Origin of the sequence: Telmatocola sphagniphila, from assembly GCF_018398935.1 — a bacterium.
In the GTDB taxonomy this organism is placed as follows: domain Bacteria; phylum Planctomycetota; class Planctomycetia; order Gemmatales; family Gemmataceae; genus Telmatocola; species Telmatocola sphagniphila.
Map to the genome: position 1 here is coordinate 2719462 of NZ_CP074694.1, position 13721 is coordinate 2733182.

Consider the following 13721-nt stretch of genomic DNA (forward strand, 5'->3'; position numbering starts at 1 on the left):
CGTGTTGTCAGGATCCCCAAACACCCTGGTCCGCGTTCAGGATTTATACAAGTCCTTCGTACGCGGCAACGAAGAGATCCAGGTTCTCAAGAAACTGACTCTGGAAGTGGCACGCGGCGAATTCCTCGCCTTGATGGGCCCATCCGGCTCGGGAAAAACGACCCTGCTGAATCTGATTGCCGGGCTCGATCAGCCGACCGGCGGCAGCATTACTGTGGACGGCGAAGTCATTTCAGAAATGTCCGAAAGCCAACTGGCCCGATGGCGGACGCGCAACGTCGGCTTCGTGTTCCAGTTCTACTATCTTCTGCCGGTACTCACGGCTTATGAAAATGTGGAGCTGCCTTTGCTGCTCCTTCCCATGTCCAAGGAACAGCGCCGCAAGCAAGTCCTCACGGCCCTCGATCTCGTAGGGCTGTCCAGTCGCTTGACTCACCGCCCGGGGATGCTTTCCGGGGGGCAACAGCAGCGTGTCGGCATCGCCCGCGCCATGGTCACCGACCCCGCCCTGATCGTGGCCGACGAACCGACTGGGGACCTGGATTCCAAATCGGCCGATGAAATTCTGAAGCTGATGCAGATCTTGTGCGAACAGGTGAACAAAACGATCATCATGGTGACGCACGATCCGCACGCCGCCGAAAAGTCGCAACGGACTTTGCACCTGGATAAGGGCCGGCTAGTGGAAGATGATGACCGCACCCGGGCTTACATGCGGGAAACGCCTCCGAAAACCAATCAGGAGGTGTTCACATGATGCCCTACCCAGAGTTCACTTTCTTCGAAGGGATGCTGATTCTCTTCAAATTCCTGATGTTGGTCGTACTTCTTGCACTACTTGCAGCAGTCGTGACCATGCCGTTGTTCTTTGCCATCGTCACTTATATCTCGAAGTGGTTGGGTGCCAGAGAAGGCATGGACCGGACAACCGGATCGATCTTTTCGCGAACTTGCAATTTCCTGATCTGGATCGCGGTACCTTTGCTGAGTCTGTCCGGAACTGTATTCCTCCTGGGCTATTCGGGTGGCCTCGATGCTTTCAACTCGACGCATCCTCAGAAATCGGTAGCGAATCCGCGGCCCATCAAACGAGAGTTCGTCAACAAATTCGAGGATCTTACTCGTAATCTGACCGGCCAGGCAGAGTTGATCAGTCAGGCCAATTCAAAGCAGGAACTCACACCGGACGAAGAGCTTGAGAAAATCGGAGCGGAGAACTCGTTGAAAATGATGAGATCGGCGATTGTCTTTTTCATCTATCAAATCGGCCCTATTCCTCTGATCGTGATTCTCGCCGCGGTGATCTTCGGTCGGCGGAAGCTCCAGCTCATTGTTCGAAGTCTGAATAGAAATCCGCTGCGCACTTCGCTTATGTATGTGGCCATTTTCGTGCTGTCGTCCGTGCTGGCTTTGGTCTGGACGGTCCTGTCGTTCATCGACGAAGTGACTACGGAGCAGGAAGGAACTCTAAAGGCCATTATCACCGAACGCTATCAAATTCCTTCTCAGCTAAAACCTACGCACGTTCGGGAACTGTGGCGATTGGTGGAACAGCTTCCTCCGGAAAATCGTCCGCAGAACGGCGACGACGACCTGATGACCTGGGCGTTTCTGGCGGGAACTCTCGACCCGAAAAATAAAACTGCTCAGAACTCCTTCTTCCTATTCTGCATGGAACCCCGAAAAGTTTTGACCATGCTCGACGGCCTGGAGGATCTCACGCAAGAGCAAAGGAAGATGCTCGAAAAAGCCGCCGCCGCGATGGAAGAAAACAAGAAAGGTGTAGTGATAGGACTCGAAAAGCTGACGCAACTCGGGAAGCGCGTCGGCGATCGTATTCAATTGACGGGATTGAACTACACCGATCTGGTTTTCGATATGGAAATCGTTGGCACCTTCCCCGGTGGAACTCGCTACGACCAGAGCGCGGTTATGAATCGGGATTACCTTTATCAGGCTCTCGACCGGTACAAGGGGGAAAAAGGCAAAGAACATCCCATGGCGGACAAGTGCCTGAATCTGATCTGGCTGCGATTGCCCAACAAGCAGGCTTTCGATCAACTCGCTGAACTGGTCGACGCTTCGGGTCGCTTCAGCCCTTCCATTAAAATTGAAACCTCCTCGTCCGGGATCAGCACCTTCCTGGACGCTTACAAAGAAATTCTCTGGGGACTGCGCTGGATTCTGGCGCCCGTTCTGATGGGCACTATGATCCTGATCATTGCGGTAGCCATTAGCATCAGCGTGCGCGAAAGGCGGACCGAAATGGCCGTCTTGAAAGTGCTGGGGTATCAACCGGGCACGATCATGCTGTTCGTGCTGGGTGAGGCAATCTTCATCGGTATGCTTTCTGGCTTTCTGGCCATGTGTCTGATTGCCGTTCTGGTGAACGTGGGTATGGGTGGGGTGAACTTGAAAATTGCTTTCTTCGGGCGATTCTTCGTACCGAACGCGGCACTCTGGTGGGGCCCGGCACTCGGAACCTTTGCTTCTTTGGTGGGCAGTATCATACCGGCCCTGTCCGCCCGTTCGGTTAAAGTGACCGATGTATTTTCTCGAGTGGCTTAATCCTCTTGGTCTAACTCCGATTAAAGGCGAATAATGTCGGCTCTGGAAGAACAGATTGACGTAAAAACTCCTCCGCTTCCCAAGGGCCTTGAGCCCCTGCAAGACGATGAGGAGTCTTCGTTTTTGACCCGAATTCAAGACAACTTCGTGAAGCTGGCCAGCTTTTTGGCCAGCTTCATTCCCATGCCCGCAATTTTGCACTTCTGCCGGGCCGTTTCGCCCCGAACAGAATTAGAAATCGAAATGGATCCATTGCTCGGCCGACCGAGAATTGTGTCGTTTCTGCTAGGAGTGATTTCCCTTTTCCTGCTGGTTTCCGCTTCGGCGTTCTTGGCATTTATCTCCTGGGGATTGCTCAATTACTTCGGGCGAAATCCTTTTAATGCAATCGCGGAATTGAGTGCGGACGATCTGAAAGCGGCTATTACGGGTATCGTTCAGGGCACGATCCCGTTTATTTACGCTCTCGAATTCCTATCCATTTCGCAGCTCGAACATTTCCCTGATCATTTCCGCCAAATCGCCTGGTTCATCCAGAAACGTACGGCGATCCTGGGGAATCTCCTTTTGTTCGGACTTTCGCTGATCCCGCTCTCCGTTTTCATCATGGCCTTACCCATGGTTTTCCCGAATGAAGCCGTGCTCAGCGATACGATTCCCACTTATCGCAGTCGAATCGTCGGCCTGTTTCGTCGACTCATGGGGGCACTGACTGCTCTGGCCGTGCTGGTAATTCTGGTGGCCGTCTCGATTGAATTAGTTTCACTACTGAAGTTGCAAAAATCGTATGTCAGCCCGATTCCCGCCAAGATCTTCCCGCAGGCTTTTCTCGATCTGCTGCCGACGGTACTCGTGGAACAATGGCATTACGTGCTGATCTGCGTCTACCTGCTGGATATCGGCCTACTGCTGATCATTGGAAAAGTGCCGCTACGCTACAACATTCGAAACATCTCCGTCCGCTGGCTGACGACCGCCATGACCGGACTAGCCTTCACGCTGGTCGTCGGATTGCTGATTCTGATGTTCTCGTTCGTAAACGGTTTGAACAAGGTCAGCAGCGAATCGGGAATTCCCGGGAATGTCTTCGTACTCTCCGAGGGCTCCATCGACGAGACTTTCAGCAATCTCGGCTACAGCGACATCAACCAGATGGAGAACGAGCGGGCCGAGGAGGACCGTAGCGGCAGACCCCTCGCCAAATCGATTGGCATCAAGCAGGTCAACGTTCCCGGTTCCAGTAAGAAAGTTAAGCTAATCAGCAAAGAAACTTACATTAGCGTGAACCACGAAGTGGCCGCTCGTCCCGGTTTTCCGATGCGGCATCGCCTATTGCCTGTCCGCGCCATCCAGGATGCCTGGGTCGCCGCCAAAGTCCATAACATGGAATTAATCGACGGGGAATGGTTCGACGATAAACCGCAACTCTCCGCCGACGGCAAGACGACTCTCACGCCTTGCGTCATGGGGGAAGCCGCTGCCCGTAAATTCGGTGAGGATGTTGGCAAACCCATCATGAAAATCGGAGACACGGTCAAACTCGGTGAGTTGAATATGGTCGTGGTGGGCATCATGAAATCCGAAGGAACCACTTTTGGAAGTGAAGTCTGGACCCGCTGGGAACGGGCCACTCAAGCGTACAACAAAAAAACCTTCACCACCGTAGTGCTCCGAGTTGAAGACGACAAACCGGAAAGCGCTGAGATTATGGCTTATCACCTCAGCACCAATTTCAAAAATCCCCGAGTTCGCGCGGTGACCGAGACTCAGTACTTCGAAGATCTTGCCAAGGGTAGCGCCGCTATCTTCACGGTGATTCTGGTCATTGCCGCCATCATGGCCATCGGCGGCATTTTCGGTGTGATGAATACCATGTTTGCTACGGTGGCTCAGCGAGTCAAAGACATCGGCGTCCTTCGCATCCTCGGATTCAAACGCTGGCAGTTACTCATTAGCTTCATGCTGGAGACACTATCGATAGCTCTTTTGGGAGGCCTCGTCGGCTGCCTGATCGGCTACTTCGCGGATGGCTTCAAAATGGATAGCACCCTCTCCAGCGGAAACGGTTCGAATAAATCGGTCACCATTCGCCTGACCGTGGATATGACCATCATCGTTTGTGCGATTCTATTCACGCTGATTATGGGCCGTCTGGGCGGACTGGTGCCGTCGCTGTCGGCCATGCGGATGAAGATTCTCGACTCCCTGCGATAAAACGCAAGGTCTGCCGGAACAGATCCGGCATGATCTTGCGCAATACCAGCAACATGATCAAAGCCAGCACTCCAGCTGTCCCAAACAGATACGGTGGCAGCTTACGAAAATCGTAAGCGGACTTCGTCAGTCGCCCCTCTGGTGCCACCACCAGATGCTTCACGTTACCAATTCGATATTCCCAGACCGCCACGCGGCTGCCCGGCGTCACCCCGGAATCGATGGTGATGATTAACTGCTCGGCTTCCACCGGTCTAAAAATTCTCGAAACTACCGAAGCGACTTCTCCCGCTGGCTGACCATATTGAGTGATATTCTCCCCTTCCCCAAGGGTGACTTGAACCGGCCGACCTTCTCTCAACTCCACCTTCAGAAAGTTCTGGTTGGAAGCGAGTTCCTTCATTGCCACCTCTGGAGCCAGCTCGACCCTTTTCGATACGGCAACGCAACCGAGAAAGAGTACGGAGGAGAGCACAGCGCCTCCTACGTCCACAAAATTGCTGATCGCGAACATTTCGCCCTTACTGGTCCGTGCCGCGGAGTACTGAAGCAGTGAAAAGAGCGGCACCAGAAAGAAGCTGGTCGAAAAACCGATGAGCACCGTCGAGAAAATTAACCCACTCAAGGAGGCGGTGAACAGACTGGCCAGCAGGCACCCGATGGCAATGCCCAGGGCGCCGATCGGGATCAGACCCAGTTCGATTTTCTTACCCGATAGCCACCCCGCCAGCGGACAGCCCAGCCCCAGACCACACGCGACCGTCCCAACCACGGCACTGGTTTTCAATTCATCCCAGCGCGGGCTCTGGCTTTCGCCAAACATGTAGACGGTGGCCCGCAGAAAGGTCACGACGAACGTAAAAAAGGCGATTCCCACGATGGCGAACAGCAAATCTCGGGTGGCCAATACGTGCCGAAAATTCTGAATCAAAGGAAAATAGATATATCTGGGAAATGGACGTTGGGGATTGGCCGCCGGAATTTTCTGAAGCTGCAGGCTGACGAAAAAGCCGATCAGTGCCAGCGATCCGAGGATGATACCAATTATCCATTCCGAGCCTTGAAACAGAAACGAAAAGACGCCGCCGCAGATGCTGCCGAGAATCGTTCCGAGGAAAGAAAACGATTCGAGATACCCGTTGCCTCGCGAGAGAAGTTCAGGTTCCAGGATTTCCGGCATGATGCCGTACTTAGCCGGACCGAAAAAAGCCGCGTGCATCCCCATGAAGAAGACAGTGGATAGAACCAGCGTCACTCCCTCCGCCTGGCCGAACCAGAATCCCGCTAAAGCGATCGCCGTGATGACAATTTCCGCCAGTTTCCAGAACACCAGCGCGTTGCGCTTGCTGTAGCGGTCGGCGAAGTAGCCCGCCAAGGTCACGAAGAGGAACCAGGGCGTATAGAACAGGACCGGCATCAGCGAGATCGCCTGTTCCTCGGTCAGTGTGCGGGAGTGAATCGCAAAAAACATCGCCGAGGCGTTGATGGCCTGATCGTTGAACGCGGCCAGAAATTGAGAGACGATCAGTGCAAAAAATGTTCGATTTTTGAGCGTTTTAGAGAGGCTGGTTCGTTCTCGGGATGTCGAGAGAGACTCGTTCAGCATTCGCAGAGATCCCGTGGAATCAATTCAATCTCTGGGGATGTATTAGCGAGTTAGTCCGATTTTGAAAGAGAGAAGCTACTCTGGGCCAGCCAGAGTAGCGGCAGGTAGGTCAGGATTTCGAATTGGTTTTTACCACTGCGTTTTTCGAATCGATCAGCTCGGGCTTGGCACCGGTCGAAGGCAAAGCATGATGGCTGTTCGCATACTCTTTCACCGCCGTATGATCAAGCGTTATCAAATCGCTCTGGGTGAAGTAGACGCTCTTGCCGTCTTTGGAACACCATCTCGCTTGCAATAAAATCTTGGACATATCCGGAGTGTAAGTGCTCCAGGGCAAATACATACTGTAGCCGGGGCCCACGAAATCCTTCTTCTCAAACTTGGGCAACACGGTTTCATCGAATCGCCATTGTTCCAGATGTCTCGGTTCGGGATTGCCGGGATTAGGAGTGTGATCGAACAGATCGATCACCAGAAGCCCTTCACTCACGTAGGGAACGCCGTAACCATTCTTAAACAGATAGACGCGACCGAGCAAACCAACGTTGAGCGTTCCGCCCGAGAGCGGATCAGGAGCCAGCGTGATACGATTGCTCCAGGTTGCGGTCATTCGGCCATCTTCACTCGGCTTTTTGTATTCTGAAGTTGAAGTGGAAGCCTGAGCCGCTTTTTCCGTCTTCGGAGCAGACAAGCAGCCGGTCATCCAAAGCGGAACGGCAGCCAGGGCCAGGCAGGCGGTTCGTCGATCCATCGACTTCAGCTTAACGAGAGGTTCCATCCTCTTGTCTCCTTCCAAAGGGCTATGCATTCACAAAAAGTCTCGAGCCTTAGACAAAGCCCGAGACTGATGGGATTAATTACTTGCTACCGGAATCGGTCGCCGATTTACCGTTCGCTCCGATTGTCAGAATCGGAGGCACATCGGCCTTCGTGCTGGATGTCACCGGAATCTCAGGTTTTGCGGCCGCCGGGGCTTCCAGTTTCGGTGCAGCCGTGTCTGGCTTGGAGGCAGACGGCATCGCTGCCGGATCCGATTGCTTCATATTAATCGGCAGCATCGTATCCACCGATTCAGCAAAGGTTTCTGGTGGCAGAGGCTTGCCGTGTTTATCCTTACCCAGCGGTCTGACGGGAGCCGCGGAACGCAAGTTGGTTGCTTCCGGATTCATTGAATAGATATCCTTCAGATTCCAGTTCAGCTTGCTCGTCTCCCGCATGGTTACGCGACGTTGATCTTCCTCACTCCGGATAATGGTAGGAGTCAAGATCATGACCAACTCGGTCTTGGCAATCGTCTGAGTTCGGAACCGGAACAGCGTGCCGATATAGGGAAGATCGCCCAGGATTGGCACTTTATTCTCGTTACGAGTGTTCGACTTCGAGAGTAAGCCGCCCAGAACGATAGTTTCACCATCGGAAGCCAGAACAGTCGTTTGGATAGCCTGCACATCGAACGCCGTCGCAAATGTACCGTTCCCCAGGGAGACCAGTGAAGCGACGGGAGACGATATCGACGGCTCAACACGCATCAGGATCTTGCCATCGGGACTGATACGTGGCGTCACCTTCAAGTTAACACCCGTATCCGTGGTCGAGAGCAAGGGAGTATAAACTCCCGTTAGGCTGTTGGTCGTAAACCCGGTCACTGTCGGATACTTCTGACCCACTTGGACTGCAGCGGTCTGATTGTTCACCGTCTGCAGGCTCGGGCAGTTCATGATGTCGATGCGGCCCTGCTGCTTCAGAGCACGCACCAGAACGTTGAGGGTGTCGCTACCCGCGGAGAAGACGAAGCCACCCACCCCACTGGAGTTGGTTCGCCCCACACCGAGATTGCTCAACCCCTGGAAGCCGACCGTAGCCGGTTTGTAGAGCGTCGAAACACCCGTGTTACTCGACGATCCCGGCAGGAAGCCCGCGCCACTGCCAAAGTTAAAGCTCCCGACTTGGGAAGCCGTGTTTACCGTGAGGGTATTGCTGGTGGCCAGGCCGCTATTCCCGTTGATCCCCGTAACACTTGTAGTGCCAGTCGCGGGTATCAAAGATCGATTGAACAATACGGGGCTTTGCATGCCGATTTCGACACCAAACTCCTCGTTATTATTCAGCGTTACTTCGGCGATCATCACGCTGATGTGCACCGTTTCGGGAGCGGAATCCAACTCCCGAATAATCGTCATGATCTGTTCATAGTAATCGCGGGTGCAGCTGATCACGAGTTTATTGGTGACCGGTTCCGCTGTAATCACCAGGTTCCGCTGGAAGACCTGGAAGTTCGAGTAGTAATTCGAACCCTGATAGATGGCCAGTGTGTTGGTCACATAGGTCGTCAGCGTGGTCGCAATATCCGAGGCCGCGGCATTGCGGCACTCGTAGACGATATCGACCCGTTGCGAAATTTCAGACGCTTCGAGTTTGGCGATGAGGGCCGCAATCGTATCCAAATCGTTCTGAGTACCGACTGCGACGATCGAGTTGGTTCGATCGTCCACGGCCAGACGCAGGTCGAGCAGGTTCGCACCGTCACCCACCTGACCGGTGATTGTCAACAACGGTCGATTCAGGTTCTGAGTAGAACTTCCACTGGTGGTGCCACCAAAGCTAGTACCTGTTCCTACACCCGTCGCGCCGCCACCACCACCGCCGCCACCACCGTTAGCACCCCCGGTGCGATTGGCACCGGTAGTTCCGCTCGAAGCAAACATTTGCTGAATCAGCGTGGCCGTGTTGACGGCATCCGCTCTTCGCAGCGGGAAAACCTTAACATTGGCCTGCACCGCGGAAACCGTGTCCATATCCTGGATCAACTTCATTAGAAGATCCATCGTTTTCGTCGGGGCCGAAATGATAATCGTGTTGGTTCGAGGATCGGCGTTCAAGTGAACGTCTTCCAGCAAGCCGGTTTCCAGAGGATTGCCCGGTCCGTTCGGGAAGAAGCGGATCGAGGTCGACTTGGTAGTCAGACCCACAAGAGCCGTATCGGTCGCCGCCGAGCTGCCGGTGGTTCCGGTAGTGCCGCCCGCACCCCCCAGCGTTCCGCCGGGTCGATTCTGAGCGTTTCCACCGAGGGCGTTGCCACCAAATGCTCCGGCAGCACCGCCACCTCCACCGAAGGCGCCGCCAGCTCCCCCAGTAGTCGTCGCCAGGTTCAACAGCCCGGTCGGACCATTGGACTGTACGATGCTGGGTGTCAAGGAGCGAATCAACAGGTCGGCCAGGTCGGCAGCGATGGCGTTACGAACCTTGACGATTCGCAGATCGTTCACCGCACTCGATACGCTGTTATCCAGTGCATCGATGAGGTTCTTCACTTCCTCCATGTCGGTCGGGCTGGCCTGGACGATCACCTGGTTACTGCTGCTGTCGTAGGTGATACGAACCTGGTCTTGAGTACCGGTTTCTGCCGGATAGCGCTGATTGAAGAAGTTCTGGATCGTAATAGCCGCGTTCTGAGCGCTGGCCTTCTTCAGCATGAAGCTGCGCGGCGACATCTGAGGACTACCCGGCTGATCGAGCTGTTCGACTCGCTTCCTGAGCTCCGGGAGGGTCGCCGCCGGGGCGGAAACCAAAATTGCATTGAAGCGAGGCAGAGCCAGCAGGAAGATCGAGCCGGTCAATTGCTGTTGCTGCTGATTGAAACCACCGAAGGCCGATCCGCCGCGGTTAACCGTCGGATCGTTCGGCGTATAGCCGTTGAGCCCCAACGGTACGTTCTGAAGCAGCGACTTCAGCGTATTGGTGACCACCGTGGCATCCCCCACCTTGAGGGGGATGATATCCACTTTCTGCTCAGCCTTCTTGACCTGTTCCTGGATGATCTTGATGACCTCCAGGGCAATGGCCAAGTCCTGAGGATTGCCGGCGGTGATGATACCGCCGCCCAACTGAGGCAGCGGTTCGAAGAACACGCTGGATCGAGTTTGGGGAACCGTATTCGGGCTATTCACCAGCGGTTGGTTGCCCTGTTGGGAGAGCCCGCCTAACTTCGGCTGTGGGTTGAAGTTAGGGTTTGTGTTCTGTTGCGGCCGACCTTGCACTGGGGTTTGGCCAGACGTCAGCAGGAATTCCGAGGAACGACCTCCATTGAGGATGAAATCATCGAGTTTTTCGGGTTCGAACTTGGCCACACCTTGCAGCCGTTCGAAAGAAGGATCATAAAGGAGCTTGCTCCCCTGGTCTTCCATGACCTGGGAATCAAAAAAATTGGGGCCCTCCGCTCCTGGCCGTTCGGGTTGTCTGCCGCCGGGTCTCATGCCGCCGCCGCCGCCACCGGGGCCGCCACGACCTCCGCCGCCTCCGCCGGGACCGCCGCCACCGCCGGGACCACCCCCGCCACCAAAGCCGCCACGACCTCCGCCGCCACCGCCGGGACCACCCCCGCCGCCGCCGAAGCCGCCACCACCTTGGCCACCGCCGCCGAAACCGCCACCGCCGCCGCCAAAGCCACCACCACCACCGCCAAAGCCGCCACCGCCGAAGCCACCGCCGCCGAAGCCACCGCGGCCGGTCTGAGTATTACGATTCACGTAGCGGCCCTGCATGGCATCAATAGCCTGCTGGACGACGAACGGATCAATCCCGGAAATTTGCAGGAACTGTACCTGCTTCGTGGCATCCTTCGCCTTGGAGTCGAGGTTTTCGCAGAGCGTGCGAATGTTCTCGTACATCGGCTGCGAGCAGTTGACGATGATCGAGTTCGATCGGTCGTCGACGCTGATGTTCATCTGATTCTTGAGAATCACGTTCGAGCGCGGCGTCCCGAAAGGAGACGGGAACAGCGAAGGCGGCTGACTCGAAAGGGTCGATTGAGTGTCCTTATAAATGTCGCGGATAACTGAAGCGACATCGCTGGCGACCGCATATTTCAGCTCGATGTAATGCGTCTTGAGGAAGCCTTCTTCCTCATTCGGCCCATCGATGGCATCCTTCAAAATCGCTTTGATCGTTAGGAATTCGAGTGCGGAAGCGCGAATGAGCAAGCTATTGGTTTCGGGGTAAGCCAGCACTCGCACTTTGTTCTTAGCCGCGGCGGCAGCTGCCGCCGCGGCGGATTGGTTCATTGCCGCATTAGCATTGAAGCCACTGAAGGGATTGCCTTGACCTCCGCCAAATCCGCCGCCCCCCTGGCCACCGCCAAAACCGCCGCCGCCGCGGTTACCGCCCCCACCACCGCCGCCGAAGAAGGGAAAACCTCCACTTTGCTGAGGTGTGTTTTGTTGCGGTCCGGTGACAGGAGTACCGTTGAACCAGCTATCGATGAACTTGGCCGCTTCAACGGAATTGCCGTTCTTCAGTCGGATGACCCGGAAATCATGCTCTCCGGGAGCCGCCGTCAGCATGCTGACGAGTTCGCGAACCAATTGCTGAGTCTGCGGATCGTCGGAGGTCACAATGATTTTGGAGCCGACCGGGGTGATTGTCACCGGTGGACCGCTGACCTTCGGCTTCTGCGTATCGGGCTTCTGGGGATCGACCAGCTGAGGTTGCTGGGAGACCAGATAGAAATTGGCATCAATGGTGTCGCCGGAGCTGATCTTCTTCGGCTGGGGAGGCATGCTCTGTTTCGGATCGACTTTGGGCATCGGCGGAGCATTTGGCTCTTCGAAGCTCGGCCGAACCAGTTTGGAATCCTTACCCATTTCCTGAAGCATCTTGTTCAGGGTTTCGCCCAGTTGGAGCGAACTGCCGCCTTCGATGCTGATGATGCGTACGTTGCCCAGCGAAGCGGGGTTGCCGGAATCACCCCGCAGCTGCTTCATGGTCAATTCGACTTCCGCAACGAGCTGAGGAGTCCCCTTAGTCAGAATGCCCGTTTCCACGGCCCTGACGACCAGTCCGCCCCCTTTGATCGCTTCGGGGAAGATGTCCTTCAGCAAGCTTTCCATTTTGCTGAGGTCGTATCCGCCTGCATCGATAATCTTGGTCTGGACCTGCTGCTTTCCTTTCGTCAGCATCTCGGTAATGTCGAAGTGATCCTGGGTCGAGCCGTAGACCATTAATTGACCGTTGACGGCCGCGACTTTGACGACGGTAGAAGTCTTGTAAATTGTCGAGAGAGTGCCCGCAAGGGCCTCCGCACTGCCGGCCGGTACATCATAGTACATGACGTACGGATTGGAGCTGTCATTATCGATGAGCTTCTTGGTGCCAACGTCCATCTTCTCGAGCAAAGCTTTGGCTTGCGAGACTTTATCCGCTGGACCGCTGATGTAGACCGTATTGGCCTTCTCATCGCTCGAGATGTAGAACATTTTGATTTTGGGAATGTTCATGGCCGGAGGCTGAGCCGCCTGACGGGGATCCCCACCGCCTGCGCGGGGATCACCACCGCCCCCCGGGCCGCCAGGGCCACCACCATTAGGACCGCCCTGGAACTGGAAGTTCCGTCCGCCGCCCTGGCCTTGTTGCGACGACTGCAGGACCGCCGCCATTAACTTGGCGGGATCTCCCATCTGTTCGCGGAGCAGACGTTCGGCCTCACGGCTGCGAATGTAAACGCACTTGTAGGTCAGGTTGGATTCGCGAACGCCGGTTTGATTCTTTTCGTTATTGCGAACCAATTCGACGATGCGCTTCAGATTTTGAGCGCTATCGGTCAGGAGCAGCATGTTAGCGCCGGGCAGGACGGTGATTTCTTTCAGTCCCCCCATCATCGATTTGATTTCGGGAGCAACCGTCTCGGCATCGAGAACCTTGAGAACCAAGGGGAGCTGTACGATCTCAAACTTACCCAGGTTAGCCAGATCCTCCTCGGTGACCCGGGGCAGCAGAGCCGGCGGAATTTTTTCATCGGCAGGGAAAATAAAGAAGGATTGATCGCTGCGAACCAGGGTATAGTTCTGCTTGAGCAATTCGCCATTGATCAAATCGGTCACTTCGGCAATTGTGTACTTTCGACCCTTGGGGGTGGAAATGTTCACAGTGCCGGTCGGCGGCTTCGTGGTGCTGATGAAGGCAAGACCGGTCTGTTCGGAGAACCATTCCAGCACGGCGGCCCAAGATTTATCCCGGAACTCCACCACGAACAGCTTCTGTTCTTTTTTATCCGCCTTCTGAGCGGTCGTGTCTTCTTTTTTGTCGGTCAAAGGTGGTTGAGACCAGACGGCTGAGGAAATCAGCCCCGTAGCAATGGCGCTGCCCCAGAAAGCTCGCAGCCATTTCTTCGGCCAGAAATTCTTTATGGTCCGATTCGATTGGCGCATGTTCGATATTCTCCCTCTCGTCTTTGTGCAGATTGACCCGGTCCCCGGGAATCTGCCCCACCCTCAAATTCGTGAGGATATGAGTGAAATTCGCATCATGCGAATCTTGGAAGACGCATGATGATCCGTAC

Annotated in this window: 6 protein-coding genes; 3 read left to right on the top strand and 3 right to left on the bottom strand. The window is 55.2% G+C overall.

Translation table 11 applies throughout. From position 1 onward, the window contains the following. Nucleotides 1-4: 4 nt before the first annotated feature. Genes KIH39_RS10780 through KIH39_RS10790 form a run of 3 tightly spaced genes read left to right on the top strand, consistent with a single transcriptional unit; the run spans nucleotide 5 to nucleotide 4782 of the window. Entirely contained in the window at nucleotides 5-757 is a 753-nt protein-coding gene (locus KIH39_RS10780; RefSeq protein WP_390623705.1) for an ABC transporter ATP-binding protein, read from the top strand. Beyond that, entirely contained in the window at nucleotides 754-2568 is a 1815-nt protein-coding gene (locus KIH39_RS10785) for an ABC transporter permease (RefSeq protein WP_213499333.1), read from the top strand. Before KIH39_RS10780 ends, KIH39_RS10785 begins: the two co-directional genes overlap by 4 nt. A 33-nt stretch (nucleotides 2569-2601) precedes the next feature. Continuing rightward, the gene (locus KIH39_RS10790) at nucleotides 2602-4782 is read left to right on the top strand and encodes an ABC transporter permease (RefSeq protein WP_213499334.1); all 2181 of its coding nucleotides are present in this window, start codon (nucleotides 2602-2604) and stop codon (nucleotides 4780-4782) included. Here KIH39_RS10790 and KIH39_RS10795 read toward each other — a convergent pair. The 3 genes from KIH39_RS10795 to KIH39_RS10805 form a co-directional block, all read right to left on the bottom strand. Continuing rightward, a complete protein-coding gene (locus KIH39_RS10795) occupies nucleotides 4709-6388 on the bottom strand; it encodes an MFS transporter (protein WP_213499335.1) in 1680 nt (559 codons plus the stop codon). The two genes, KIH39_RS10790 and KIH39_RS10795, sit on opposite strands and share 74 nt — an antisense overlap. Before the next feature lie 109 nt (nucleotides 6389-6497). Next, nucleotides 6498-7166, bottom strand: a complete 669-nt coding sequence (locus KIH39_RS10800; RefSeq protein ID WP_213499336.1) for a hypothetical protein — start codon at nucleotides 7164-7166, stop codon at nucleotides 6498-6500. Nucleotides 7167-7245: 79 nt separating this feature from the next. Further along, nucleotides 7246-13590 (bottom strand): secretin N-terminal domain-containing protein, encoded by a 6345-nt coding sequence (locus KIH39_RS10805; protein ID WP_213499337.1) that lies wholly within the window; start codon nucleotides 13588-13590, stop codon nucleotides 7246-7248. Nucleotides 13591-13721: the final 131 nt, after the last annotated feature.

Coding starts and splice junctions, on each gene's coding strand:
- KIH39_RS10785 (WP_213499333.1), top strand. CDS start 754: ATGATGCCCTACCCAGAGTTCACTTTCTTCGAAGGGATGCTGATTCTC.
- KIH39_RS10790 (WP_213499334.1), top strand. CDS start 2,602: ATGTCGGCTCTGGAAGAACAGATTGACGTAAAAACTCCTCCGCTTCCC.
- KIH39_RS10795 (WP_213499335.1), bottom strand. CDS start 6,388: ATGCTGAACGAGTCTCTCTCGACATCCCGAGAACGAACCAGCCTCTCT.
- KIH39_RS10800 (WP_213499336.1), bottom strand. CDS start 7,166: ATGGAACCTCTCGTTAAGCTGAAGTCGATGGATCGACGAACCGCCTGC.
- KIH39_RS10805 (WP_213499337.1), bottom strand. CDS start 13,590: ATGCGCCAATCGAATCGGACCATAAAGAATTTCTGGCCGAAGAAATGG.